Source organism: Flavobacterium tistrianum (assembly GCF_003254545.1).
In the GTDB taxonomy this organism is placed as follows: Bacteria; Bacteroidota; Bacteroidia; order Flavobacteriales; family Flavobacteriaceae; genus Flavobacterium; species Flavobacterium tistrianum.
Map to the genome: position 1 here is coordinate 107116 of NZ_QJRH01000069.1, position 26878 is coordinate 133993.

Consider the following 26878-nt stretch of genomic DNA (forward strand, 5'->3'; position numbering starts at 1 on the left):
TATCTTTCGCACTGTTTACAATAAAAACCTTATACATTTCAAGATGTTAGAAGAAAAGAATGATAACCTGCATGAAGCAGACGGAAAAACTGGAATCGAAGTAAATGATTCTGTAGCAAATGATGCAATTGAAATCTCAGATTCTGAAACTCTGACCGAAGATTTGGCTCCAGAAACTGAAAATGAATTAGCTAATCAAGAAGATGCCCATCAGGAAGCATTAGATGTTATTACCAATTCGAACGCTGCTGAAAGCGAAGACGAAACTTTGAAGGAACGTCATGACATTCCTATGCAAGATTACAATACGTTTTCTCTAGATGCGCTTGTTGATGAACTAAAAAAACTGGTGAATATAGACAAGACAATGTCTGTAAAAGATCATATCGAAGAAATCAAAAAAGCTTTCCTGCTACAATATCACCATCTTATAGAAGAGAAAAAAGAAGAGTTTTTAGCTTCTAATCCAGATCCTAATGAAGAGTTTGAATATCATCTTCCTTTAAAATCAAAATTTGACGAATATTATAATGTTTTTAGAGAGAAAAGAAATGCTCATTTTAAACATTTACAAACTAATTTAAAAACCAACTTAGATAATCGTCTGGCTATTGTTGAAGAATTAAAGGAATTAATTAATCCGCAGGAAAATATAAAAGATACTCTTAAGCATTTTAATGAATTAAGAGAAAGATGGAAAAATGCAGGAGCTATCCCGAAAGACAAATATAATCACGTTTGGAATAATTATCATTTCCATGTAGAAAACTTCTACGATTATCTTCATTTAGACCGTGAGGCCAGAGATTTAGATTTTAAACACAACTTAGAATTAAAACAAAAAATTATAGCTCGCGTTGAAGAATTGGTAAACGATGCTGATGTAAGCAAATCTTTCCGCGAATTACAAGATTTACACCGAATCTGGAAAGAAGAAATCGGACCTGTTTCTAAAGAGCATCGCGATGCTATCTGGAATCAGTTTAGCGAACTAACTAAGAAAATACACGATAAGAGAGAGCTTTTATTTGAAAGCCAAAGAGCAAATGAGCAAAAAAATCTTGAAATAAAAAAAGAAATTATTGCTAAAATTGAAGCTCTTGGAAGCGAAAAAGTAAATTCTCACTCGCAATGGCTTGTTCAGATTCAAAAAGTAGAAGATTTAAGAAATGAGTTTTTTGCGGCAGGAAAAGTCCCTTCTGAAGTTAATGAAGAAACTTGGGCTGCTTTTAAAACTGCGGTTAGAAACTTCAATGCTTTTAAAAATTCGTTTTATAAAGACATCAAAAAAGATCAAAACGATAATTTAAATAAGAAACTGGCTCTTGTTGCAAAAGCAAAAGAATTACAGGAAAGCACCGATTTTCAAACTACAACTCCTGTGATGAAACAAATCCAGGAAGAATGGAAACAAATTGGCCATGTTCCTAAAAAATATTCAGACAAAATCTGGAAAGAATTCAAAGATGCTTGCAACCATTATTTCGACAAATTAAAAGAGCACAAGTCTGAAGAAAATAGTGAAGAAATAGCTGCTTTTGATAATAAAAAAGCATATTTAGATACTTTAAGAGCTTTCCAATTAACTGGAGATCACAAAACTGACTTAGATGCTATAAAAGCACATATAGAAACTTGGAAAGGTTTTGGAAAAGTTCCTTTTTCTAGAAGACACATCGAAGGAAAATTCAATAAAATATTGGATGCTCTTTTTGAAAAACTGAGTTTAAGCAAAAAAGAATCTGAAATGATGCGTTTTGCAAACCGCATTGATTCTCTAACTGACAGTAATGACACGCGTAAATTAGACAATGAAAAAATCTTTATTATGCGTAAAATTGAGGAAGTTCAAAATGAAATTTTCCAGTTAGAAAACAACATTCAGTTCTTTACAAATACTAAAAATGCCAAAAAAGAGAATTCAATTGTTACGGAAGTACGCAAAAACATCGCTATCCACAAAGAAAGCCTTGAAGTATGGAAGGATAAATTGAAACAATTAAGAAACTTGGGACAAGAATAAGTTTTAAAATTCCATTTTTTTAAATTCCAAATTCCAATTAAACGTTGTTTATTGGAATTTGGAATTTTATTTTTTGACTAATTTAAAAAGACACAATGACAATCATTGTGTCTTTTTTTTTAAAACCACAACCTTCACAAAGCATTGTCTTACTATGATACAAAAACTTCGCGCGCTTTGCGTAAACCCTTGCGCACTTTGCGGTTAAAACTCACTCCAACCTAAAACCCCAAAACTTAACAATACAATTAAATTTCATAAAATTATTCTGCAAAATATTGATTATATTTGAGTTACCACTATTAACTAAAAATCAAGCAAATAACATTTAATACTAATTTTTAAATAAGAGAATATGAAATTTACAAGAAAAGCACACGCCAACTGGAAAGGAACCGGTATGGAAGGAAAAGGAACAATTAGTACTCAAAGTACAACTTTAGATAATGCACAACTGTCTTTTAAAACAAGATTTGCTGACGGCGTTGGCACAAATCCAGAAGAATTGGTTGCTGCAGCTCATTCTGGCTGTTTTACTATGCAATTAAGCTTTTTACTTAACGAAGCAGGTTTTACAGCTGATGATTTAACCACAGAAGCGACAGTAACTTTTGAAGACGGAACAATTACTTTAATCCATTTAGATTTAAAAGGAAAAGTTCCTTCAATTTCTGCCGAGGAATTTGCCTCAACAGCTGCTAAAGCAAAAGAAATCTGCCCGATTTCAAAACTATTAAACACGACCATTACTTTATCTGCTGAACTAATCAGCTAAAAGCATAAAAAAACCATTCACCGCGGTGAATGGTTTTTTTTATTTTTAAAAAGCGGTAATTATTACATTTTTGCTTTTAAAGCTTTAGCTTCTGCAGTCATTTCTAGAGCATTGTAAACTCCTAATAATGTTTTAGAAACATCCTCGTTTTTAGGATCTAATTCGTTTGCTTTTTTAAGATAAGGAATTACTCCTTTGAAAACTGCTTCTCTTTGCGCTTTTAAAACATCGTAACGTTTCATGTCTTTAGCAGAAGTTCCCAATTTATTCATTTCGTCAATGATTGGTTTTTCAGCCTCTAATTTTAAAGCAGCAAGATTTAAGTAAGCATTTGTGTAATCAGGGTTGATTTCGATAGCTCTTAAGTAATATTTTTCTGCGTCAGCAGCATTTTTAGCTCCAGCACTAATTACTCCTAAATTAAATACTAAATCAGCATTTTTAGGATCTTTCTCTAAAGCTTCGTTAACTAATTTTTTGTACATATCGTAGTCTTTAGTCTCTAGATATAAATTAGCTTCTGTCAAGATTAAAGAAGTATCATCTGGATTTGCTTTTCTAGCATCAGCGATTGCTTTTTTAGCATCTTCAGTACGTCCTTTTTGAACTAAGATTAATGCTAAATTTTTGTAGATCTCACCTCTTTTAGAAGGAATCGCTTCAGTTTTAGGTTTTTCGTGAGTTCCTAATTTAACAGCTAAATCTCTTTCCTTAGCATTAGCAAAATTATCTTCGTTTCCATTAGCTTTGTTTGCCGCTAAGTACAAAGTTCCTTTTCCAGAATAGTTTAATTTTTTTAATTCTTCATACATTGGCAAAGCAAGATCAAAATCTTGTGAATTTACAGCTGTAGAAGCAGCATAGTACAAGTTGATAGTGTCTTTTTTATCTAATTCATAAGCTTGGTACAATTTTTTTGCACCATCAACATGTTTGTTTGCCTGTGTATCAGCAATTGCAGAATTAATCAATAAACCTTTAATGTCAGTAATTGATGCTGCAGCTTGTGTAGAATACTTTAGCTTTCCAGAAGCTTTTTCCACATCAATTAATTTTTTGTAGCTATCTGCAGCTGCTAACAAGTTTTTACCTTCTTCAACCTTTTTGTTTGCAAGGTCAAGAAAAGCATTTCCTTGAACGAAATAATATTGTGCTTGTTCAGTATCTTTAGCATTTGCAATTAAGTTCTCAGCATCTTTCAATTGTGCAAGAGCTCCTTGTGCATCTCCACCTTTTAATGCTTTTTCAGCATTCTTAATTTGATCTTTTTGAGCAAACGTCGCTACAGAGATCAGTAATGCCGATGCAAGTATTACATATTTACTTTTCATAATGGTATTTATTTGTATTTAATTTTTTGTTTTTACTTATTCATCAGATTCTTCATCTTCTGCCTCAGCATCATCTTCATCTTCTGCTACATCATCATCAGAATCATCATCTTCTTCTGCTGTTCCATCATCTTCAAGAACTTCCATATCTGGTTTCACTCTCTCGATTGCAGATTCGATTACGTTTCCGTCTTCATCAACTTCTACTTCTTCTGCATCGTCTTTCATTACTGTTGTAACGGCAGCGATAGAATCTTTTCCTTTAAGGTTAATTAATCTAACACCTTGAGTGGCACGTCCCATAACACGCAAATCTTCAATAGCCATTCTGATCGTTAATCCAGATTTATTAATAATCATTAAATCGTCTGCATCTGTAACGGCATTGATAGAAATCAGTTTACCAGTTTTCTCCGTAATGTTAAGAGTTTTAACCCCTTTACCTCCACGGTTTGTAATTCTATACACATCTTCTCCATCGTCGTCAACCAATTTAGTACGTTTTCCGTATCCATTTTCAGTTACAACTAAGATTTGAGATGTAGAAATATCGTTTTTATCAACCGTAACCATTCCGATTACTTCATCTGTTTCGTCTTTTAAAGTAATTCCACGAACTCCAGAAGCTGTTCTTCCCATCGGACGTGTTTTAGTTTCTTCAAAACGAACCAATTTACCAGATTTAACTGCTAAGATAATTTGGCTTTCTCCGTTTGTCAACTGAGCTCCAATTAACTCATCACCTTCTTTAATTGTAATTGCCGCAACTCCATTTGCTCTTGGTTTAGAATATTTTTCTAAAGAAGTTTTCTTCACCTGACCTTGTTTTGTTACCATTACAAGGTTATGCGTATTGATGTAATCTTTGTCTTTTAAGTCTTGTGTACAAATGAAAGCTTTTACTTTATCATCGCTTTCAATGTTCACCAGGTTCTGAATTGCTCTACCTTTTGCTGTTTTGCTTCCTTCTGGAATTTCATAAACACGCATCCAGAAACATTTTCCTTTTTGAGTAAAGAACATCATATATTGATGGTTTGTTGCCACGAACATGTGCTCCAAGAAATCTTGATCTCTTGTTCCAGCGCTCTTCTGTCCAACTCCACCTCTATTTTGAGTTTTGTACTCAGATAAGTTTGTACGTTTGATGTAACCTGCGTGCGAAATAGTAATAACCACATTTTCGTCAGCAATTAAATCTTCAATACTTACATCACCTCCAGAATATTCAATTTGAGAACGTCTTTCGTCCCCGTATTTATCGCGAATTTCTGTAAGCTCTTCCTTAATTAAGTCAATTCTTAAATTAACATCTGCTAATAAAGCTTTCAAATGCTCGATTAACTTCATCAATTCGTCAAACTCAGCTCTTAATTTATCTTGCTCCAGACCTGTTAACTGACGTAAACGCATCTCAACAATAGCACGAGCCTGAATATCTGATAATTTAAATCTTTCGATTAATTTCTCTCTTGCTTCGTCTGTGTTTTTAGATCCTCTAATTAACGCGATTACTTCGTCGATATTATCAGAAGCAATGATTAATCCTTCTAATATATGAGCTCTTTCTTCTGCTTTACGTAATTCAAACTGTGTTCTTCTAACTACTACATCGTGACGGTGCTCAATAAAGTAGTGAATCATATCTTTTAGATTCAATAATTGAGGACGTCCTTTTACTAATGCAATGTTATTTACACTAAAAGAAGACTGTAATTGAGTGTATTTGTATAAAGTATTTAAAACTACGTTTGGCGTAGCATCACGTTTCAAAATATATACGATACGCATACCGCTTCTATCCGACTCGTCACGAATATTCGCAATACCTTCGATTTTTTTCTCGTTAACTAAATCAGCCGTACGTTTAATCATTTCGGCTTTGTTAACTTGGTATGGAATTTCGGTAACGATAATGCACTCTCTTCCGTCAACTTCTTCAAAACCAACTTTAGCACGCATTACAATACGTCCTCTACCCGTTTTAAAAGCTTCACGAACACCTTCGTATCCGTAAATAATACCTCCAGTAGGAAAATCTGGAGCTTTGATGTGAGTCATTAACTCATCAACTTCAATATCATTATTATCAAGATACGCCAAAGTACCGTTGATAACTTCAGTTAAATTGTGCGGCGGCATGTTTGTCGCCATACCAACTGCAATACCTGTCGCTCCGTTTACTAACAAAGTAGGAACTCTTGTTGGCATTACTTTAGGTTCGTAAATTGTATCGTCAAAGTTCAATTGAAAATCAACTGTTTCTTTTTCGATATCGGCCATAATCTCTTCAGAAATTTTACGCATTCTGGCCTCAGTATAACGCATTGCTGCAGGACTGTCTCCATCGACAGAACCAAAGTTACCCTGTCCGTCAACTAATAAATAACGCATACTCCATTCCTGCGCCATACGCACCATTGCATCATAAACAGAGGTATCACCGTGAGGGTGATACTTACCCAGAACCTCCCCTACAATTCTCGCAGACTTTTTGTGGGCAGATCTTGATGTTACACCTAAATCATACATTCCGTAAAGAACTCTTCGATGCACTGGTTTCAAGCCATCTCTAACATCAGGAAGTGCTCTCGATACAATTACTGACATCGAATAATCGATGTAAGCTGACTTCATTTCATCCTCTATGTTAATGGGAATTAACTTTTCTCCTTCAGACATAAGTTGTTATATTAAATAATTATATTAGTTTTCAAAGCGTGCCAAGATACGTTTTTTTGAAATTTTTTCAGCTATTTCCTTACACTTATTTCAATGATTTATTAACAACTTTATTTTGGCTTTTAGTTAATAAATTAAACGTTTTTTAACTGTTTTATTGTCTTTTTTTTCGTCTATTAGCTGACAGGAGATGTCGATGGGTACGGTTTTTGTTTTTAAAACTGTAATTCACTAAATTTACAATACCAATTATATATTATGGATGATAATTTTTCACCAAGAGTAAAAGATGTAATTACGTACAGTAAGGAAGAGGCTCTACGTCTAGGGCACGACTTTATTGGTACAGAACATCTTATGCTAGGTATTTTGAGAGATGGTAACGGAAAAGCTATTCATATACTTAATAACCTAGCTGTCGATTTAGATCATTTACGCAGAAAAGTAGAAATACTGAGCCCTGCCAACCTGAGCGTTGAAGTAAATGCAGAAAAGAAAAACCTTCATCTTACCCGACAGGCCGAAAGAGCCCTGAAGACCACTTTTCTTGAAGCAAAAGTATTTCAAAGTTCATCGATTAGCACGGCACATTTGCTGTTATGTATCTTGAGAAACGAAAACGATCCAACAACCAAGCTGCTGAATAAACTAAAAATAGATTATGACGTAGCTAAAGAACAGTACTTAAATATGACTCCAAACGAAGAAGAATTCTTAGAAAACTTGCCAAGAAACGAATCATACAATGACGATTCAGGACAAGATGACAGTCTAAAAGAAAGCAGCTTTAATAATCCCGCCAATAAGTCAAACAAAAAATCTAAGACTCCAGTTTTAGATAATTTTGGGAGAGATTTAACAGAAATGGCTGAGGAAGGGAAATTAGACCCTGTTGTAGGACGAGAAAAAGAAATTGAGCGTGTATCGCAAATTTTAAGCCGTAGAAAAAAGAACAATCCGCTTCTTATTGGAGAACCTGGAGTTGGTAAATCTGCTATTGCAGAAGGACTTGCCCTACGTATTATCCAAAAGAAAGTATCTCGTATTCTTTTCCATAAACGTGTTGTTACTTTAGATCTTGCAAGTTTAGTGGCTGGAACTAAATACAGAGGACAATTTGAAGAAAGAATGAAAGCCGTTATGAACGAGCTTGAAAAAAACGATGATATTATTCTTTTCATTGACGAGATCCACACTATTGTAGGTGCTGGTGGAGCAACAGGTTCGCTTGATGCTTCAAACATGTTCAAACCTGCTTTAGCAAGAGGTGAAATCCAATGTATTGGTGCTACTACTCTTGATGAGTACAGACAATATATTGAGAAAGACGGTGCTTTAGAAAGACGTTTCCAAAAAGTAATTGTTGAACCGACTTCTGTTGAAGAGACAATCGCTATTTTGAACAACGTAAAAGACAAATACGAAGATCACCACAACGTAACTTATACTCCAGAAGCTATCGAAGCTTGCGTTAAGTTAACGAACAGATATATGTCTGAGCGTTTCTTACCAGACAAAGCGATCGATGCAATGGACGAGGCTGGTTCTCGCGTACACATTACAAACATTGATGTTCCGAAACAAATTTTGGATCTAGAACGTCAGTTGGAAGAAGTTCGCGAAATGAAAAATATGGTTGTTAAAAAACAAAAATATGAAGAAGCAGCCAAACTTCGCGATGATGAAAAACGTATCGAAAAAGATCTTGCTTTAGCACAAGAACAATGGGAAGAAGATTCTAAAAACAACAGAATCGAAGTTACAGAAGATAATGTAGCCGATGTTGTTTCTATGATGACCGGAATTCCTGTAAATAGAATTGCACAGACAGAAAGCAACAAATTAGCTCACTTGCCTGAATTGATCCAAAATAAAGTAATTGGACAAAATGAGGCAGTTCTTAAAATTGCACGTTCTATTCAACGTAACAGAGCTGGACTTAAAGATCCAAACAAACCAATTGGTTCATTCATTTTCTTAGGTCAGACAGGGGTTGGTAAAACGCAATTAGCTAAAGTTTTAGCAAAAGAATTATTTGATTCTGAAGATGCTTTGGTTCGTATCGACATGAGCGAATACATGGAGAAATTTGCGATTTCTCGTTTAGTTGGAGCGCCTCCGGGATACGTTGGTTACGAAGAAGGAGGTCAATTGACTGAGAAAGTTCGTAGAAAACCTTACTGTGTGGTTCTTTTAGACGAGATCGAAAAAGCCCACCCAGATGTATTCAATATGATGCTTCAAGTCTTAGATGATGGATATTTGACTGATAGTTTAGGTCGTAAAATTGACTTCAAAAACACGATCATTATCATGACATCTAACGTTGGTGCACGTCAGTTGAAAGACTTCGGACAAGGCGTTGGATTCGGTACCGCTGCGAGAACAGCTCAAGCCGATGAAAACTCAAAAAGCATTATCGAAAATGCATTGAAGAAAACTTTTGCTCCTGAGTTCTTAAACAGAATTGACGACGTAATTGTATTCAACAGTTTAGAAAAAGCTGATATCGATTTGATTATCGAAATCGAATTGAAAAAACTATATTCTCGTATTGCAGAGTTAGGCTACAAATTAACTTTAACAGACAAAGCCAAAGCATTTATTGCTGATAAAGGTTTTGATAAGCAATTTGGAGCAAGACCGCTAAAAAGAGCAATCCAGAAATATGTTGAAGATTTGTTAGCAGAAGAAATCATCACTTCAAAAATACATTCAGGCGATGAAATCATGATGGACTTGAAAGATGATTCACAAGAATTATCAGTAGAAATTCATAAAGCAGAAGAGCCAACGAATCAATAAATTAGTCAAAATTTATAACAGAAATAACTTACCCGTTACGTTTTCATAACATAACGGGTATTTTTTTTATTAAAAATCACTATCTTTAGTAAAAGCAAATAGCTATTTTTGAATTTAAATTCTATAATACAAAACAAAATATGCTTCAAAACAAAGTCATTTTAGGCAGCGAAGAATGGTGCTCATTTCCAGAACTTGGAATCCCGACAATTAAGGCTCGTGTAGATTCTGGTGCCAAAACTTCGGCAATGCACGCTTTAAACATAGCGCCTTTTATAAAAAATGATGCTAATTGGGTTAAATTCGACATTAATCCGATTCAGAATAATATCAAAACCATTATTCATTGTGAAGCTCCTTTGGTCGACAAGCGAATTGTAAAAAGTTCGAGCGGTTTTAGAGAACATCGTTATGTGATCCAAACCAGCTTAAAAATTGGCGACGCCAAATGGCCAATCGAAATGACCTTAACTAATCGCGATTCTATGGGATTTAGAATGCTTTTAGGACGCGAAGCGATGAGCGGAAGGGTTTTGGTCGATCCTGAACAAAAATACCTGTTAGGACAGCCTACAGCAGAATCTTTAAAAGAATTATACCAAAATTCAGAAAAAGCAAAAACTGGCTTGCGAATTGGTCTTTTGGCCAGCAATCCAGAATTATACAGCAATAAAAGAATCATGGAAGCTGGTGAAATGCGCGGTCACGAAATGCATTTCTTAAACATCAAGGAATGTTACATGAAATTGGATGCCAAAAAACCTGAAATTCATTACAGAGGCGGAAAAATCTTAAATGAATTTGACGCTATTATTCCAAGAATTCGACCAAGCATTACGTTTTACGGTTGTGCTTTAACGCGCCAGTTTGAAGCTTTGAAGGTTTTTGTTTTGAATTCGGCGACAGCTATAACTCAATCTCGAGATAAACTATATTCTTTACAATTATTATTGAACAGCGGAATTGATATTCCAACTACAGGATTTGCCAATTCTCCGCTTGATACAGACAATTTAATTAAAATGGTTGGCGGTTCCCCTTTAATTGTAAAATTATTGGAAGGAACACAAGGAAAAGGTGTTGTTTTGGCCGAAACCAAAAAAGCTGCAGAAAGTGTTATCAATGCTTTCAAAAGTTTAAATGCCAATATTTTGGTTCAAGAATTCATTAAAGAAGCCAACGGAAAAGACATCCGCTGTTTTGTGATTGATGGAAAAGTAGTTGCCGCAATCCAGCGTGAGGCAATGCCTGGCGAATTCAGAGCTAATATTCACCTTGGCGGAACAGCATCTGTCATTAAAATTACTTCTGAAGAGAAAAAGATTGCTATAAAAGCCGCAAAAGCAATGGATTTAAAAGTTGCTGGTGTTGATATCATTCGTTCGTCTAAAGGCCCATTATTGCTTGAGGTAAACTCTTCTCCAGGTCTTGAAGGAATCGAGGGCGCAACTAACAAAGATGTAGCTGGAGAAATGATAAAAGCGATTGAAAAGAATTTTAAATTATAATTAAGTTCATTTAAACTTAATATCTCGTAAATAATTTAGCAGCTTTGTCAAAGTTTAAAACTTTGACAAAGCTTTTTTATTTAACTTTAAAATAAAAAAACATGGTTTTCCCCTATTTAGATATTATTATCCGAAGTGTTGCTGTCTATTTCTTCATGACAATTGCTTTAAGAATATTCGGCAAAAAAGAACTTTCGCAATTAAACACTGCTGATATTATTCTGATTTTATTAATCAGCAACTCTGTCCAAAATGCAATGGTTGGCCCTGATACAAGTTTAATTGGAGGCTTGATTGCCGCTTTAGTATTATTTACAATCAATTTTGCAATCAAAAAGCTAACAAAGAAATTCAAAACTCTTGGCGATTTATTATTAGATAAACCAGAAGTATTAATTCATAACGGAATATTAGATTTCAAAGCTTTGAGCCGATTAGATGTTTCACACGAAGAACTAAAAGAAGCAGCGCGCGAGCACGGTTTAGAACATCTCACTGATATCAAACTTGCGATGCTTGAAATTGATGGAACAATCAGTATAATTTCAGCGGATAAAAAGCATCTGAAACAAACACATTACAAACGTAAACATAACCATAAAAACCTTCAAAAGCTTTAATTTTACTTCCCAACCTCAATTCTAACAGCACCTAAACCATCTTTAAAATCATCTGCTTTTTCGTATTTTGGAGTTACGATTTCTTTTCCTTCCTTATTAATAAAACCATATTTTCCATCCAGTTTTACTACGGCGATTCCATCTTTAAAAGACTCAATTATATCATATTTTGCAGGAACAATTTCTTTTCCTGTTTTATCAATTAATCCAGATTTATCAGCAAGTTTTACCTGCAATAAATCATCATTTAGCATCATGAAATCATAATTTGCAGGAACGATTTCTTTTCCGTTATTATCCAATACTCCGTATTTTTCATTCAGCTTTACAACAGAAACATTATCTGCAAAAGAAAAATTCATATCGTATTTTACAGGAACTACAATTTTGCCATCTTCATCAATAACTCCAAACTTATTATTTGATTCTACTACTGCAAAACCATCTTTAAAATTTTGAACATGATCATAAATTGGCGAAACAACCTCTTTCCCAATCTGATCTACAATGCCAAATTTGCCATTTAGTTTCACAACTGCAAACCTATCCGAAAAGTCAATTATTTCATCATATTTTGGACTTATTTCTTCTCCAACCACATCAATAAAACCCCATTTATTATTCAGTTTTACAGCTGTTATTTCTGGCGACAAAATTTTTGCTTCATCGTATTTTTTAGTTAACAACACGTCGGTTGATTTAACTAGATACTGAGCTTTAGCATTTTTATTGCTAACTATTATCCAATTTGGATTATTGACTATTTCATCATAAATGCAACGAATTACTTCCTTGCCTGTTTTATCTACCACACCGCTTTTGCCTTTTAATTGTACAACCGCAAAACCATTTTCAAATGCGCTAATACCATCATATTTACAAGGAACGATTTCTTTTCCTGTCTGATCGACAAAACCATATTTAAAAGTTTTTTCTTTTAATTGAGCAAAACTAGATTTTACAATCAGAAATAAAACCAATACAATTATTCTCTTCATTTATTTATAATATTAAACTATCTACAAAAGTCTGCAAAATTGGCTATTCCTATAGCCTCTAAAAGCTTTTATTCTTTTACTTTAAAACAAATTAAAACAAAAAAAACCGATTTCAAATTTGAAATCGGTTTTGTATATTAACAAAATGTGACTTACTTTTCACATTTCACAAAATTCATTTTCTCAGATTAAATAAATACGCTTAGAATAAAATAAACCAAACCTGCTAATAAAGCTGAAATTGGAATAGTTAAGATCCAAGCCCAGATTAAACTTACTGTAACTCCCCATCTAACGGCAGAAACACGTTTTGTTAATCCAACTCCAATAATAGATCCTGTAATAGTATGGGTTGTACTTACTGGAATTTTTAAGTGTTCTGTAAAGTAAAGTGTCAAAGCTCCTGCTGTTTCTGCAGCAACACCTTCAAACGAACTTACTTTGGTAATTTTAGAACCCATTGTTTTCACAATTTTCCATCCACCGCTTAAAGTTCCCGCAGCAATAGCAGAATAACATGCTAACGGAATCCAACTTGGCATTACACCTTTAATACCTGCGTCATCATTTGGAAGCACAACATCTAACCAAGCATCCATATGAACTCCAGGATTTGTATTGATATAAACTGCTACAGCTGCAGCAATAATACCCATTACTTTTTGAGAATCGTTTCCTCCGTGACCTAAACTAAATGCCGCAGAAGATAACAACTGCATTTTCTTTAAAGCAGCATCTGCCTGATGAAGATTTAAACTGCTGAATATTAAACAAAATCCGCTTACTGTTAAGATAATAAACGCTACTAAAAACCATTTAATATTATGAGCTTCAAATGCAACGCTCCAAAAATGAGAATCAAATCTTGGTTTTTCAATCTTATCATAAGGCACCATTTGATAGTACACAAATACAATTGTAGCAACCATTAAAGCTGCAGTAAAGATTTTAGGACCAATTGTTTTACGAGAAGCATTTAAAAGCCAAATCGAAATTAAATAAGAAGCCAATGCTCCTAATAATGGCGCTAAAACAATAAAAGCAATGATAATGAGAACTCCCGAAGGCATTGCTCCGTCTTTACCTGCCTTATACCAGCTTACAATTTCATACCAGTAGTGAGTTGCTCCGTCTTCTCCAACATAACCTGAGAAACCATGGACTGCGATAGCATGTGCTACAGCTGCTCCTGCAAAACCTCCAATAAGTGTATGAGAAGAACTTGAAGGAATTCCTAACCACCAAGTCAATAAATTCCAACAGATTGCAGCGATAACTCCAGCCAAGATTACTACTAGGTTAATTTCCATAGTGTGCGCTGTTTTAGCAACAGTATCAGCAACACCAAATCCAAAAACCCAATACGCCAGAAAGTTAAAAAATGCTGCCCAGACTACCGCCTGAAAAGGTGTCAAAACCTTTGTTGCAACAACAGTCGCTATAGCATTTGCCGCATCATGAAAACCATTGATGTAATCAAAAATTAAGGCAAGTACTATAATTAATATAAGTATAGTCATAAGATTATAACTTCAGATTGAAAAATTGAATTAAGAATGTTTTACAGAAATAGATTCTAGTATGTTCGCAACACTCTTACATTTATCTGTTGCTGATTCTAAAACAGATAACACCTCTTTATATTTAATAATATTTTTAGCGTCTGTTTCGTTTTCAAAAATTTCAAAAACTGCTTTGTTATAAACGTTATCAGATTTGTTTTCTAGTTTGTTAATTCTAGCACACGCATCTTTAATAACTTTAAAATTTTGTAAGTTTCTCAACTCTTTTACTGCACTGTCAATGTTTTGGCAAGCTTCAAGGTTGATTTCTGTCATCTTTCTGATAGATTTTGTAATCTTATCTACCTGATACAATCTCATACGGCTAGATGCACCGTGAAGGTAATCTGCAACATTATCAATTGAAGTAATTAATGTATGAATATCTTCTCTGTCAAACGGAGTAATAAAGTTTCTGCTTAACTCTAAGTTTGTCTGACGAGTAATGTCTTCTCCTTTTTGTTCTAATTCGTCAATTTTTTGAAAAAGAATTTCTCTTTCTTTTAATGGTAAATTTACAGCTTCGTGCAAGTTAGATGCTAATTCAATTAAATTGCTAGAAGCTTCTTCAAAAAGTGGAAAGAATTTTTTGTCTTTCGGCACTAAAAATTGGAAAATACTGTTTATTGACATTGTTTTATTTTTGATAGTGCAAAATTACCTTCAATAACACGTTTCAGTGTTAAGCCATTGTTAACAAATCGTTTTCAATTTGAAAACTCGAAAGGAATAAAACCGTGTTTTCTATGTCATTATGTAAGATTCTATCTTCTTTTACCAAAGGCACAACTTCTCTGTAACTGCTTAAGAACATTTCGATAAAATCACTTGGTTTTAATGGCTCTCTGTACGCAATTGCCTGAGAAGCATTTAATAATTCGATTGCTAAAATACGCTCCAAATTATCTAAAACACGTAAGGCTTTTGTCGCACCATTTGCTCCCATACTCACGTGATCTTCCTGACCATTGCTCGAAACAATACTATCGATACTTGCTGGAGTTGCCAATTGTTTGTTCTGGCTTGCGATACTTGCAGCTGTATATTGTGGAATCATAAATCCTGAATTCAATCCCGGATTATCTACCAAAAATGCTGGAAGATTACGCAATCCTGAAATTAACTGATAGGTTCTTCTTTCAGAAATACTTCCTAATTCGGCCAAAGCAATTGCCATAAAATCTAAAGCTAAAGCTAAAGGCTGTCCGTGGAAATTTCCTCCCGAAATAATCTGATCAGCTTCGATAAAGATATTAGGATTATCAGTTACCGAATTGATTTCTGTTTTGAATACTTTTCGAACATAATCAATCGCATCTTTTGAAGCTCCGTGAACCTGTGGCATACAACGGAAAGAATACGGATCTTGAACGTGTTTCTTTTCTTGAGCAATAATTTCACTTCCGTCTAAGAATTCAGTAATTCTTTGTGCTGTTACGATTTGTCCTTTGTGCGGACGTATATAATGTATCAATTCATTAAATGGTTCGATTCTTCCATCAAAACCTTCTAGAGAAATAGTTCCGATTAAATCTGCCAAATACGAATATTTATACGCTTTAATTAAAATATGAGCTCCATAAGCACTCATAAACTGAGTTCCATTCAATAAAGCCAAACCTTCTTTTGACTGTAAAACGATCGGTTCCCAATTAAACTGCTTCAAAATTTCGGCAGAAGCCACTTTTTTTCCTTCAAACAAAACAATTCCTTCTCCAATTAAAGGCAAAGACAAATGCGCCAAAGGAGCTAAATCTCCAGAAGCTCCAAGCGAACCTTGCGTATAAATAATAGGAAGAATATCATTATTGTAAAAATCAACCAATCGCTGTAAAGTAATCAACTGAACTCCTGAATGTCCGTAACTCAAAGATTGTATCTTAAGCAACAGCATCATTTTTACAATTTCTGCAGGAACTTCCTCGCCAGTTCCGCAAGAGTGTGATTTTACAAGATTTTCTTGAAGTTTAGATAAATTCTCATTAGAGATTTTCACACTATATAAAGATCCGAAACCTGTATTAATACCGTAAATTGGCGCTGTATGCGATGCCATTTTCTTATCTAAATAATCACGGCATTTCTGAACATTTACTTTAGCTTCTTCAGATAATTCAAGTATTTTATTTTGACTTAAAATTTCTTGTAATGTTTCTAAAGTAATCGTTTCCGAACTTATATAATGGATCTCTCTCATGATGATTGTAAATTTTAAACGCCAAAATTCAACAAATCAATATTAAAAAGCAACAATTTATCACAATAATTAAGATTTCAATAAAAGCTCTTAACATACTTTAAAAAGCTTTTCAAATCAAAACATCTCTTTTTTTCCAGTTTTCCATATGTTTTTGACCTATCCATCAATCCTTTGCAGAGGTTCAATCTATAAAAATAGCTGTTCAAATTATATCAAAACATCAATTTAACATATTCAATTTTAACAAATACTCAATATTGATTTATAGAGATTTGAATTATTAAAATATTCGTAAAAAAGCTTTTTGGGTTTTTAACTCTTATAAAAAACTGTACTTTTGAAAAATCAAAAATGAAAAGTAACAGCATAAAATATCAGTCTACAATTATTACAGCTCAAACAGGAGTTGCAATTGCTGCTACCATTATTACTACAACAACAACTACTACCCCTTAGGGGTATACATTTTTACATATAATCCTAGGTTACCTATACTTTTTTCTTGAAAGAAGAGAGATATTGGATACATAAAAAACATTTACAAAAAAAAGTCGCAGTTTTCAGTTTCAGTTCACAGTTGATAACCTTTGAACCTTCACTCAAAATCTCTGCACCTTATTAAAAAATATCACATAAAATGAAAGTATTAAAATTTGGCGGAACTTCGGTAGCCAATGCTCAAAATATAAAACTCGTTCTCGACATTGTTAACCAAAAAGCAAAGCAAGATCAATTAGTTGTTGTAGTTTCTGCTTTAAGCAAAGTAACTGATTTACTGCAATTGGCGGCGGCAAAAGCAGCTGCAAACGACGAAAGCTTTAGAGAAGTTGTTGCTGAAATCGAGAAAAAACACCTTGACACGCTTAAAGAACTGATTCCAGTAAGCGAACAAAGCAGTCTTTTAAGCCATGTTAAGAGAATTATCAACCATTTAGAAACTTTATTAGACGGATGTTTCTTGCTTGGCGAATTATCTCCAAGAACTGCCGACACTATTTTAAGTTTTGGAGAACTGCTATCATCATTCATTATTGCTAAAGCCTATGAGCAAATCAGTAAAGATGCGGTTTACAAAGACAGCCGAGAATTAATCAAAACAGATAACAACTTCGGAAAAGCAGTTGTAAACTTTGAAGTTTCGAATAAATTGATTCAGGAATATTTTGGTTCTAATGAATCGAAAATCAATATCATGCCTGGATTTATAGCGCAGACTTTAGACGGAATCACTTCGACTTTAGGTCGCGGAGGTTCAGATTATACTGCTGCCATTATCGCTGGAGCAATCAATGCGGAACAATTGGAAATCTGGACAGACGTAAACGGAATGTTTACAGCCAACCCAAAAATCGTGAAACAAGCCCAGCCAATTGCGAATATCTCTTATCAAGAAGCAATGGAATTGTCGCATTTTGGAGCAAAAGTTTTATATCCACCAACAATTCAGCCAGTTTTAAGAAAAAACATTCCAATCTTAATCAAAAATACTTTTGAGCCAGAAGCTGAGGGAACTTTAATTTCCAATCAGGTTTCATCAAAAGATACTGTTGTAAAAGGAATTAGCCATATTGATCATATTTCGCTTTTAACTCTTGAAGGTCCAGGAATGATTGGAGTTGCAGGTTCTTCTAGACGTTTGTTTGAAGTATTATCTCAAGAAAAAATCAATGTTATTTTTATTACTCAGGCTTCTTCTGAGCACTCTATTTGTATCGGAATTTTAAATTCGGATGCTGATAATGCCGAAGCTGCAATTAACAGAGCATTCGAAATCGAAATTTCGCAAAACAAAATCGATCCTTGTTATGTAGAAAAAGACCTTTGCATTATTGCTTTGGTGGGTGAAAATATGAAAAATCACCAAGGTTTAAGCGGTAGAATGTTCAGTACTTTAGGAAAAAATAACGTAAACATTCGTGCCATTGCGCAAGGTGCTTCTGAAAGAAACATTTCGACTGTAATTAACGAAAGAGACGTTAAAAAAGCGCTGAATACTTTGCACGAAAATTTCTTCGAAGAAAACACAAAACAGCTCAACTTATTTGTAATGGGAGTTGGAAATGTGGGTGAAAAATTCATCGAGCAAATTCACAACCAAAGAAAGTTTTTAAAAGATAATTTAAAGATAAACGTTCGCGTAATTGCTTTGTCAAACTCAAGAAAAATGGTATTTGACGAAGACGGAATTTCTTTAAAAAATTGGGATGCCGCTTTAAGCGAAGGTGAACCAGCAAGTATTGAAGAATTTATCAAAAAAGCAAAAGAATTGAATTTACGTAACAGTATTTTTGTAGATATCACTGCAAATGCAACGGTTTCTGAAGCTTACGAGAAATTCTTAAAAGAAAGTATTGCCGTTGTAACTTGCAATAAAATTGCTTGTTCATCTGCTTACGACAACTATAAAAAACTAAAAAGCTTATCTCGTCAATACAATGCTCCTTTCTTGTTTGAAACGAATGTTGGTGCGGGATTGCCAATTATTGATACTGTAAAAAATCTGATTGCATCTGGAGATAAAGTGCACAAAATTCAAGCCGTTTTATCAGGAAGTTTGAACTTTATTTTCAACAACTTTGATGAAAACAATTCTTTCCACGATGTAGTGAAAGAAGCAGGAGTTCAAGGTTTCACAGAACCAGATCCAAAAATCGACTTAAGCGGAATCGACGTAGCGCGTAAAATCCTAATCTTAATTCGCGAAAGCGGGTATGAAATGGACATCGACGCCATTGCAAACGAATCGTTCTTGCCTGCAGAATGTTTAGCAACAACAAATAACGACGATTTCTTTGCTTCGTTAATCAAACACGCTTCTCATTTTGAAGACATTTATAAAGAAGCTTTAGCCAAAGATTCAAGATTGAAATACGTAGCACAATTCGAAAACGGAAAAGCAAGCGTTGGTCTGCAATTCATTCCAAAAGATCATCCTTTCTATAATTTAGAAGGAAAAGACAATATCGTACTTTTCTACACAGATCGTTACGTAGATCAGCCTTTATTGATCAAAGGAGCCGGAGCGGGTGCTGCGGTTACAGCATCAGGAATTTTTGCAGATGTAATTAGAATTGGAAATATCTAGTAAAGGTACAAAGGCTCAAAGGTGCAAAGGGACAAAGTTAAAACCTTTGCTACTATGAACCTTTGCTATTATGAACCTTAAAAAATAATGAGTGGAAAACCTCTGAACCTCTGAGCCTTTGCCACTTTGAACCTTATAAAAAAAATGGAAATAAAACTATTTTGCCCAGCAACTATCGCCAACCTCTCATGCGGATTTGACGTATTGGGACTTTGCTTAGACAATGCGGGCGATGAAATGATTGTTCGAAAAGTCGATCAAAAAGGAGTTCGAATCACTAAAATTGTCGGTGCCGATTTGCCTTTAGAAACCGAGAAAAACGTCTCTGGAGTTGCTGCTTTGGCAATGTTGGAAACTTTAGACGAATTGGATTTCGGATTTGAAATCGAAATTTATAAAAACATAAAAGCCGGAAGCGGAATCGGAAGCAGTGCGGCGAGTTCTGCCGGAGCGGTTTTCGGAATCAATGAATTATTGGGAAGACCGTATTCTCGTAAAGATTTAGTTCAGTTTGCGATGCAGGGCGAGAAATTAGCCAGCGGAAACGCACACGCCGACAACGTTGCTCCTGCCCTTTTAGGCGCTTTTACTTTGGTAAGAAGTTATTCGCCTTTGGATATTATCAGAATTGACAGTCCGGAAGAATTATACGCAACGGTTGTTCATCCGCAGATTGAGTTAAAAACATCTGACGCCCGTTCGGTTTTAAAACAAAACGTTTCCCTAAAAAGCGCTATCACGCAATGGGGTAACGTAGGCGGATTGGTTGCAGGTCTTTACACCAAAGATTACAATTTAATCGGAAGATCACTTCACGACGAAATCGTTGAACCAGTTCGAAGCGTTTTGATTCCAGGATTCGACCAAATCAAACAAACGGCTTACGAAAACGGTGCTTTAGGTTCTGGAATTTCAGGATCTGGCCCATCTATTTTCGCTTTAAGCAGAGGAAAAGAAACCGCCGAAAAAATCGCAAAAGCCATGAGCGACGTTTACGAAAAAATGAATTTACCGTATGAGATTCACGTCTCGAAAATCAACCCTGATGGCGTAAGAATTCTCTAAGCAATATTACTAACCATATAAGTGATTTAAGTTCATTTAATTAAAAAGCGCATGAATTTATATTAACTTATATCACTTATATGGTTTAAAATAAAAACACAAAATGAAATACTACAGTTTAAACCATAATGCCCCAAAAGTTTCTTTTCAAGAAGCTGTTATACAAGGATTAGCAACTGACAAAGGATTATATTTCCCAGAAAGCATTACACCGCTTGATCCTTCATTTTTTGATAAAATCGAAAGTTTAAGCCACGAAGAAATTGCTTTTGAAGCGATTAAACAATTTGTTGGCGACGAAATCCCAGCAGAAAAATTAAAAGAAATCATTGCTGAAACTTTAGTTTTTGATTTCCCTGTTGTGAAAGTCGAAAACGGAATCTATTCCTTAGAATTATTTCACGGACCAACAATGGCATTTAAAGACGTTGGAGCGCGTTTTATGTCGCGTTGTTTGGGTTATTTCAATAAAGACAAAAAAGATTCTAAAAATACCGTTTTAGTAGCGACTTCGGGAGACACAGGCGGAGCGGTTGCAAGCGGATTTTTAGGCGTTGACGGCGTTGATGTTGTCATTTTATATCCGTCTGGAAAAGTGAGCGATATTCAGGAAAAACAATTGACTACTTTAGGTCAAAACATAAAAGCACTGGAAGTTGACGGCGTTTTTGACGATTGTCAGGATATGGTGAAAAAAGCGTTTTTAGATGAAACTTTGGCACACAAAAACCTGACTTCTGCAAACTCTATTAATATTGCGCGCTGGCTGCCACAAATGTTTTATTTCTTCTTTGCTTACAAAGCGTTGAAAAGCCAAAACAAACCTCTAGTTTTCTCTTGCCCAAGCGGAAACTTCGGGAATATCTGCGCCGGAATTATGGCTAAGAAATTAGGTTTGCCAATTGAACATTTTGTTGCTTCTACAAACGTAAACGACACGGTACCAAGATTCTTAGAAAACGGAAAATACGACCCGAAACCTTCTAAAGCAACAATTTCTAACGCCATGGACGTTGGAAACCCAAGTAACTTTATTAGAATTCAGGAATTGTACAACAACGACTTAAAAGCTTTCGAAAAAGACTTTTCTTCTTATAGTTATACTGATGAAGAAACACTTGAAGCGCTAAAGAAAATTTACAACACAGACGGTTATATCGCAGAACCGCACGGCGCTGTTGGTTATTTAGGTTTAAAAAAAGAACTTGAAAAGCACCCTAATGCTATTGGTATTTTCTTAGAAACAGCGCATCCTATTAAATTCTTAGATGTGGTTGAACCAGCTTTAGGAATTACACTTCCTATTCCTAACCAGATTGAGAGTGTTATTAATGAAGAGAAAGTTAGTGTGAAGATTGGGAGTTATGAGGAGTTGAAGAGTTTCTTAGGTTAACATTTTATAAAACATCATATACAAAACGACTGGGATTTATTTCAGTCGTTTTTTTTTAGGAATATGTAGCTTGTCTCGAATATAGCAATATTAGTTATTAACCGAAACATGTTTATAAAAAAAAATGTTAGCAATCATAACAATTTGTAAATTTGAGAAACTTAATTACCAACATTTTTATCCTAATTTAACTTCAAAAAGAATGGAATCATTTTCAGGTATTTCTTGGCTAGATTTCCCAAGACAACATTTTGACAGAATAAAAGAAGAAATATTATCTAAAGGAAAAGATTATATTCTTAAAATAGATGAGGAAAAATTTATTGAATATTTAGTAGAAAAATACAGACTTGAACCATTACAGATTCATCTTGAAACTGAATCCATTTCAGAACCTATAAAAAAAATAGAAAAAAGAAGTGATCCTTGGGGATATTATTTTGATGCTGAAGTATATTACTTTACAATAAGCTATCAATTTACAGGAAGTGAAGAATTATTTTTTGTTCAACCAAATCCGAGAACTACTGCCAGCTATGATATACATGTAAAAAATAACAGAGTTTCATTTTCAATTTCAATTTACCAACAAGATGTTAGAGAGTTTAATAGAGTAAAGTCAGAAGCTTATTCTTATGCTTTTAATAACTTAGAGAAAATTAATAATAATGTACAATCTATAAGCGATAGTTTTGAAAGTGCTGTGAAACGAACATTTCACAATGAAAAAAATAAATTCAAACAGGAAAATGATTTTTTTGCTGCTATAAATGTTAGCATTAATAAAGACACTCAATCCGTTTTTACAATTCCAACTATTACTAAAAAAGATATTCCGCAACCTACAGTATCCAAAAACAAAGAATTTTCCAGCGAACCAACCATGTCAATGAATATGTACACTGATATTCTGAAAGTAATTTACGATGTAGGTAAAAGCATGGAGAAAAAACCTTCAACTTATCAAAATAAAGATGAAGAGGCTTTAAGAGATCAAATCTTGTTGTTTTTAGAAACAAGATACGATGGAACGACTGCTACAGGAGAAACATTTAATCGTGGAGGAAAAACAGATATTATACTTAAATATGCTAATGACAACAGCAATGTATTTGTTGCTGAATGCAAATTTTGGCATGGTGTTTCAGAGTTTTTAAAAGCAATTTCTCAATTATTTGATAGGTATTTAACTTGGCGAGATTCAAAAGTTGCTTTAATCCTATTTGTTACGAACAAGGACTTTACTAATGTACTAAGCACAATTAAAGACGAAGTTATCAATCATGAATATTATGTTAGCTCTAATGGAGAAAATGGAGAATCCTCTTTTAGTTATGTATTTAGACTGCCTCAAGATGAAAATAAAAAAGTTTTACTTGAAATAATAGCATTCCATTATGACAAATAAAAAAGAAGTGATACAAAATTGCAGGCTTTGTAAAACTCAAATTGCCGACAAACTCAACTCGCACATAATTCCTAAATTTATGTGCAAAAGGCTTTTTGAAAATGCAAATCCAAGGCATACTATTCAGGTTTCAAAAGATGGGTTTCAAACTAAACTTCAAGATATTCCAAAGGAAAATCATATTTTTTGTAGTTGGTGTGAAAAACGACTAGAAAAACTCGAAACATATTTCTCTAAAGTTTTTACGGACGTAAATTCATTACAAAATGCTCGCAGAAAATATAAGTTGGAAAATGCTCAAAATCAAGAAATCTTACATTGTGAAGATATCAATCCCTCAATGTTCTATTTATTTTTATACTCTCTTATTTGGAGATGTTCAATTTCTAAAGACTTACTATTCGACACATTTTCAATTGAATCCATTATAGAAGAAGAAATTAGAGTTTTTCTGAATAATAATTTGCGAGAATTACATAGTGATTTATTAGAACATTCTAAAAAAATACAGAATATTCCAAATTATTATTTATGTCTAATTAAACCTAAATACAAAACTCGAGGAATATTTAGTGCATATAATTCCGGTCCAAACTCTTATGCTATTTATACGGTTGATTATGCTCTATTCTTTTATACAAATGAAAAAGATTGCCCTGTTGCACATAAGTTTTTTGGAAACTCCATGAATGAAAGTTTCAAAATTGTTATTGGAAATGATGAAAGTTGGAAAGAACTAAATAATTTAGTGGTGCAAAATATGTTAGATTACAAAAAAACACTTCCCCCGCTAGCGCGAGCGTCCCGCTCGTGAACACTAAGAAATTCAAAAAACAATTGAAACGGGCACGAGCGGGACGCTCGCGCCAGCAAAAGGAACGAACACACAGAAATTTTAAATGGAAGAATTTAAGAGATAAAATCATATGCCATTGAAAATTCTATAAATCTTGTCGGACATACTGATATGAGAACTCTTTCTAAAAATGTAAATCTAGAAGAAGAATATTTAGGTTTTTATAAATTTTATTCTAAATATGTACACCCAACATCCTGGTCAATTAACGTAGATGATGAAACCAAAAATTCTAATGAGTTTAAAAGCATATTACTTGTAAATAATCAAAAATATTTAATGGATTCTATAGAAAGAATTAAAAAGTATTTCTACAACTAATACCCCCCGCTCGTGAACACAAAGAAACTCAAGAACCAATCAAAACAGAAGAAAAACGTTTATAATATTGATTCTAAACAATTATGACTAAAATTATATGAACCGAATTAAACCAGAAGAATTAACAGAGAGTTTAAGTGATGAACAATTAGAAGTTTTAGCCGAAATGTTAGGTGAAACACCAACATCTACTGAATGGCGTGAGTGTTACAAGAAATTGACCGATTCACAATTATTCCAAGTTCATAATAAACTAGGTGAATTAATCAGAAGAAAAGAACAGGAACGATTAAATGCTATGACAAAAGAAGAAAGGGAACAAGAAGATGAAAAATGGAAAATATGGTACGAAAATTTAAGTCCTCATGATTTTCATGGCAATATGGGAGAACCTGCCACGGTAGAAGAATTCAAAAGTCGTTATGGTGTTTATCCTTCTGGATATGATGAAAATGGAAATAAAATTTTAAATTTTTCTTTTCCAATTCCCCGCTCGTGAACATAAAGAAATTAAAAACCATTTGGAACGTGCACGAGCGAGACGCTCGCGCTAGCAATAGAACAAAAAAAGAGACCATCTCAAAGGTCTCTTTTCAATTTAATATATCTTCAAAACGTTTATTTCCCATTCAACAACTTCTCCAAATACTCCACTTTATCTTTTTCAGCTTGCACCAAACGTTCGTAAAGTTCAACAACTTTATCTAAAGGATTAAAAGTACAATCAGTTGCAAAAATACTGCCCGTTGTAACAATATTATCATGAAAACTATTAAAATAATTAAAAACCGCTTCTTCCGAAAAGTTTTTAATTGCTTCAACAGTTACTTCAAGAGCTTCTGCAATTTGGTTCAGTTTTTCGTCCTCAACACTTTCACTCGCTTCAATATTAGAAACTGTTTGTTGCGTTACGCCAATTGCCATTGCCAAAGCTTCCTGCTTCATGCCTTTTAGTTCTCTAATTCGGCTAATATTTCTGCCGATATGTTTTGGTTTTACTGCTGTGCTCATGAATCAAAGATATTTAAAATTCTTAAGGAAAAATAGATTTTTGTAAAAAACTAAGTCCATTTGTGATACACAAACATAAATATTTTTGTAACTCAAAATCTCTGGCTTACTTGCCGCTAATTACACAAAAGTAAGATTTTTACATCAATTAAAACTATAAGCCATGACAAAATCAAGTAAATTATCAATAACCGATTTTTTAGAATTTGCAGCCAGAGTTAACTATTTTACACAATTAAAACCCAGTAAAAAGAACAGAAACTCTTTTAAAACCAAAATGACTATATCTTGTTACAACGAATTAATGCAAACCATTATTTCGCTATTAAGAACAAGTATTAACACGCTTCAACATGAAGATTCTAAAACTGCCATTGATGTTATGCTTCTTCTTGAAATCGCGATACAGCTTTTGCCTTCTGATGAAATGGAATTGTTGGATGAGTTGTATAAAGTGATTTCTCATAACTAGTACTATCAGGACTTCGGCACACCTTATGCTATCAAATAAAATTCTAAAACCTCAATTGCCTCCTGCTTTAGCTGGAGGTTTTGTTTTGCACAATTAAAAGGCTTTAGCCAAAAAACACAAAAGATTAGGCTAAAGCCATTTTTCTTATTTAATTTTGTTCCTCCAGCTAAAGCTGGAGGCAATTCAATTTTGTCTTTTGCTAAAGCAAAATTTCAATTCAAGACTTAAAAATTACAGCCTAGTATTACAATGATTACAAAAGCAACAATCGAAGATATTCCAGCATTAACAACCTTAATAAACTCAGCATACAGAGGTGAAACGTCTAAAAAAGGCTGGACAACCGAAGCGCATTTACTAGAAGGAAAAAGAACCGACGAACAGGAAATGACCGAAATATTTCTTGATCCAAAAAATACGATTTTGAAATTTACAGAAAATGACAAGATTATTGGATCGGTTTTATTAGTAGAAAAAGGACATCAATTGTACTTAGGAATGCTTACTGTTTCTCCAGAACTTCAAAACAGCGGAATCGGAAAAAAACTTTTGGCTGAAGCCGAAAATCATGCAAAGTCTTTGAATTTGGCAAGTATTATTATGACGGTTATTTCAGTTCGCGAAGAGCTTGTGGCGTGGTACAAACGTCACGGTTATGTTGATACTGGCAAACGTGAGGCTTTTCCTGAAAGCGAAATTCATACTACAGTTTCTGAAGTTCCGTTGGAGTTTATTTACTTAGAGAAAAAGATTTAACTAAAAA

At 33.9% G+C, this 26878-nt stretch carries 21 protein-coding genes; 14 read left to right on the plus strand and 7 right to left on the minus strand.

The annotated features are described in order from the left end of the window. Positions 1-43 precede the first annotated feature (43 nt). Together DMB71_RS12475 and DMB71_RS12480 are read left to right on the plus strand one after the other, a co-directional pair. Positions 44-2023 carry a DUF349 domain-containing protein gene (locus DMB71_RS12475; RefSeq protein ID WP_111366558.1) on the plus strand — a complete coding sequence of 660 codons (1980 nt, stop codon included), beginning with the start codon at positions 44-46 and terminating at the stop codon, positions 2021-2023. A 355-nt stretch (positions 2024-2378) separates the two neighbouring features. Beyond that, complete coding sequence (locus DMB71_RS12480; protein WP_111366560.1) at positions 2379-2798, plus strand: OsmC family protein; 420 nt, start codon at positions 2379-2381, stop codon at positions 2796-2798. A gap of 62 nt (positions 2799-2860) precedes the next feature. Here DMB71_RS12480 and DMB71_RS12485 read toward each other — a convergent pair whose 3' ends face one another. Both DMB71_RS12485 and gyrA read right to left on the minus strand, forming a co-directional pair. Further along, positions 2861-4129, minus strand: coding sequence for a tetratricopeptide repeat protein (locus DMB71_RS12485; protein WP_111366562.1), 1269 nt, complete (start codon positions 4127-4129; stop codon positions 2861-2863). 36 nt (positions 4130-4165) lie between these two features. Next, positions 4166-6811 carry a DNA gyrase subunit A gene (gene gyrA, locus DMB71_RS12490; RefSeq protein ID WP_111366564.1) on the minus strand — a complete coding sequence of 882 codons (2646 nt, stop codon included), beginning with the start codon at positions 6809-6811 and terminating at the stop codon, positions 4166-4168. Positions 6812-7069: 258 nt separating this feature from the next. Between gyrA and DMB71_RS12495 the strand changes: the two genes are divergently transcribed. From DMB71_RS12495 to DMB71_RS12505, 3 genes are all read left to right on the plus strand, one after another. Beyond that, a complete protein-coding gene (locus DMB71_RS12495) occupies positions 7070-9616 on the plus strand; it encodes an ATP-dependent Clp protease ATP-binding subunit (RefSeq protein ID WP_111366565.1) in 2547 nt (848 codons plus the stop codon). Between the two features lie 140 nt (positions 9617-9756). Next, complete coding sequence (gene rimK, locus DMB71_RS12500) at positions 9757-11124, plus strand: 30S ribosomal protein S6--L-glutamate ligase (protein WP_111366567.1); 1368 nt, start codon at positions 9757-9759, stop codon at positions 11122-11124. 101 nt (positions 11125-11225) lie between these two features. Beyond that, positions 11226-11744, plus strand: a complete 519-nt coding sequence (locus DMB71_RS12505) for a DUF421 domain-containing protein (protein ID WP_111366568.1) — start codon at positions 11226-11228, stop codon at positions 11742-11744. A 2-nt stretch (positions 11745-11746) separates the two neighbouring features. Here DMB71_RS12505 and DMB71_RS12510 read toward each other — a convergent pair whose 3' ends face one another. From DMB71_RS12510 to hutH, 4 genes are all read right to left on the minus strand, one after another. After that, a complete protein-coding gene (locus DMB71_RS12510) occupies positions 11747-12742 on the minus strand; it encodes a WG repeat-containing protein (RefSeq protein WP_111366570.1) in 996 nt (331 codons plus the stop codon). Positions 12743-12930: 188 nt separating this feature from the next. Then, entirely contained in the window at positions 12931-14262 is a 1332-nt protein-coding gene (locus DMB71_RS12515) for an inorganic phosphate transporter (RefSeq protein WP_111366572.1), read from the minus strand. Between the two features lie 30 nt (positions 14263-14292). Beyond that, positions 14293-14937: a DUF47 domain-containing protein gene (locus DMB71_RS12520; RefSeq protein WP_008462731.1), complete on the minus strand. Its 645-nt coding sequence runs from the start codon at positions 14935-14937 to the stop codon at positions 14293-14295. Between the two features lie 49 nt (positions 14938-14986). Further along, the gene (gene hutH / locus DMB71_RS12525; protein ID WP_111366574.1) at positions 14987-16501 is read right to left on the minus strand and encodes a histidine ammonia-lyase; all 1515 of its coding nucleotides are present in this window, start codon (positions 16499-16501) and stop codon (positions 14987-14989) included. 640 nt (positions 16502-17141) lie between these two features. Between hutH and thrA the strand changes: the two genes are divergently transcribed. From thrA to DMB71_RS12560, 7 genes are all read left to right on the plus strand, one after another. Next, the gene (gene thrA / locus DMB71_RS12530; protein WP_111366576.1) at positions 17142-19589 is read left to right on the plus strand and encodes a bifunctional aspartate kinase/homoserine dehydrogenase I; all 2448 of its coding nucleotides are present in this window, start codon (positions 17142-17144) and stop codon (positions 19587-19589) included. 144 nt (positions 19590-19733) lie between these two features. Next, positions 19734-20654 (plus strand): homoserine kinase, encoded by a 921-nt coding sequence (locus tag DMB71_RS12535; protein ID WP_111366578.1) that lies wholly within the window; start codon positions 19734-19736, stop codon positions 20652-20654. A 103-nt stretch (positions 20655-20757) separates the two neighbouring features. After that, positions 20758-22047: a threonine synthase gene (gene thrC, locus DMB71_RS12540; protein ID WP_111366580.1), complete on the plus strand. Its 1290-nt coding sequence runs from the start codon at positions 20758-20760 to the stop codon at positions 22045-22047. 202 nt (positions 22048-22249) lie between these two features. Then, the gene (locus tag DMB71_RS12545) at positions 22250-23455 is read left to right on the plus strand and encodes a hypothetical protein (protein WP_162614821.1); all 1206 of its coding nucleotides are present in this window, start codon (positions 22250-22252) and stop codon (positions 23453-23455) included. Continuing rightward, positions 23445-24269, plus strand: a complete 825-nt coding sequence (locus tag DMB71_RS12550; RefSeq protein ID WP_111366584.1) for a hypothetical protein — start codon at positions 23445-23447, stop codon at positions 24267-24269. Before DMB71_RS12545 ends, DMB71_RS12550 begins: the two co-directional genes overlap by 11 nt. Before the next feature lie 153 nt (positions 24270-24422). Beyond that, positions 24423-24632: a DUF5677 domain-containing protein gene (locus tag DMB71_RS12555; protein WP_111366586.1), complete on the plus strand. Its 210-nt coding sequence runs from the start codon at positions 24423-24425 to the stop codon at positions 24630-24632. A 97-nt stretch (positions 24633-24729) separates the two neighbouring features. Next, positions 24730-25131: a hypothetical protein gene (locus DMB71_RS12560; RefSeq protein WP_111366588.1), complete on the plus strand. Its 402-nt coding sequence runs from the start codon at positions 24730-24732 to the stop codon at positions 25129-25131. A 119-nt stretch (positions 25132-25250) separates the two neighbouring features. Here the strand turns inward: DMB71_RS12560 and DMB71_RS12565 are convergent, their stop codons facing one another. Further along, positions 25251-25643 carry a helix-turn-helix domain-containing protein gene (locus DMB71_RS12565; protein WP_111366590.1) on the minus strand — a complete coding sequence of 131 codons (393 nt, stop codon included), beginning with the start codon at positions 25641-25643 and terminating at the stop codon, positions 25251-25253. A 163-nt stretch (positions 25644-25806) separates the two neighbouring features. On the opposite strand from DMB71_RS12565, the gene DMB71_RS12570 reads away from it, so the two are divergent. Beyond that, entirely contained in the window at positions 25807-26115 is a 309-nt protein-coding gene (locus DMB71_RS12570) for a hypothetical protein (protein WP_111366592.1), read from the plus strand. Between the two features lie 249 nt (positions 26116-26364). Then, entirely contained in the window at positions 26365-26871 is a 507-nt protein-coding gene (locus DMB71_RS12575; RefSeq protein ID WP_111366594.1) for a GNAT family N-acetyltransferase, read from the plus strand. Positions 26872-26878: the final 7 nt, after the last annotated feature.

What these genes read in the sequence shown, in the direction of transcription:
- DMB71_RS12475 (WP_111366558.1), top strand. Translation starts at nt 44, where the DNA reads ATGTTAGAAGAAAAGAATGATAACCTGCATGAAGCAGACGGAAAAACT.
- DMB71_RS12480 (WP_111366560.1), top strand. Translation starts at nt 2,379, where the DNA reads ATGAAATTTACAAGAAAAGCACACGCCAACTGGAAAGGAACCGGTATG.
- DMB71_RS12485 (WP_111366562.1), bottom strand. Translation starts at nt 4,129, where the DNA reads ATGAAAAGTAAATATGTAATACTTGCATCGGCATTACTGATCTCTGTA.
- gyrA (WP_111366564.1), bottom strand. Translation starts at nt 6,811, where the DNA reads ATGTCTGAAGGAGAAAAGTTAATTCCCATTAACATAGAGGATGAAATG.
- DMB71_RS12495 (WP_111366565.1), top strand. Translation starts at nt 7,070, where the DNA reads ATGGATGATAATTTTTCACCAAGAGTAAAAGATGTAATTACGTACAGT.
- rimK (WP_111366567.1), top strand. Translation starts at nt 9,757, where the DNA reads ATGCTTCAAAACAAAGTCATTTTAGGCAGCGAAGAATGGTGCTCATTT.
- DMB71_RS12505 (WP_111366568.1), top strand. Translation starts at nt 11,226, where the DNA reads ATGGTTTTCCCCTATTTAGATATTATTATCCGAAGTGTTGCTGTCTAT.
- DMB71_RS12510 (WP_111366570.1), bottom strand. Translation starts at nt 12,742, where the DNA reads ATGAAGAGAATAATTGTATTGGTTTTATTTCTGATTGTAAAATCTAGT.
- DMB71_RS12515 (WP_111366572.1), bottom strand. Translation starts at nt 14,262, where the DNA reads ATGACTATACTTATATTAATTATAGTACTTGCCTTAATTTTTGATTAC.
- DMB71_RS12520 (WP_008462731.1), bottom strand. Translation starts at nt 14,937, where the DNA reads ATGTCAATAAACAGTATTTTCCAATTTTTAGTGCCGAAAGACAAAAAA.
- hutH (WP_111366574.1), bottom strand. Translation starts at nt 16,501, where the DNA reads ATGAGAGAGATCCATTATATAAGTTCGGAAACGATTACTTTAGAAACA.
- thrA (WP_111366576.1), top strand. Translation starts at nt 17,142, where the DNA reads ATGAAAGTATTAAAATTTGGCGGAACTTCGGTAGCCAATGCTCAAAAT.
- DMB71_RS12535 (WP_111366578.1), top strand. Translation starts at nt 19,734, where the DNA reads ATGGAAATAAAACTATTTTGCCCAGCAACTATCGCCAACCTCTCATGC.
- thrC (WP_111366580.1), top strand. Translation starts at nt 20,758, where the DNA reads ATGAAATACTACAGTTTAAACCATAATGCCCCAAAAGTTTCTTTTCAA.
- DMB71_RS12545 (WP_162614821.1), top strand. Translation starts at nt 22,250, where the DNA reads ATGGAATCATTTTCAGGTATTTCTTGGCTAGATTTCCCAAGACAACAT.
- DMB71_RS12550 (WP_111366584.1), top strand. Translation starts at nt 23,445, where the DNA reads ATGACAAATAAAAAAGAAGTGATACAAAATTGCAGGCTTTGTAAAACT.
- DMB71_RS12555 (WP_111366586.1), top strand. Translation starts at nt 24,423, where the DNA reads ATGAGAACTCTTTCTAAAAATGTAAATCTAGAAGAAGAATATTTAGGT.
- DMB71_RS12560 (WP_111366588.1), top strand. Translation starts at nt 24,730, where the DNA reads ATGAACCGAATTAAACCAGAAGAATTAACAGAGAGTTTAAGTGATGAA.
- DMB71_RS12565 (WP_111366590.1), bottom strand. Translation starts at nt 25,643, where the DNA reads ATGAGCACAGCAGTAAAACCAAAACATATCGGCAGAAATATTAGCCGA.
- DMB71_RS12570 (WP_111366592.1), top strand. Translation starts at nt 25,807, where the DNA reads ATGACAAAATCAAGTAAATTATCAATAACCGATTTTTTAGAATTTGCA.
- DMB71_RS12575 (WP_111366594.1), top strand. Translation starts at nt 26,365, where the DNA reads ATGATTACAAAAGCAACAATCGAAGATATTCCAGCATTAACAACCTTA.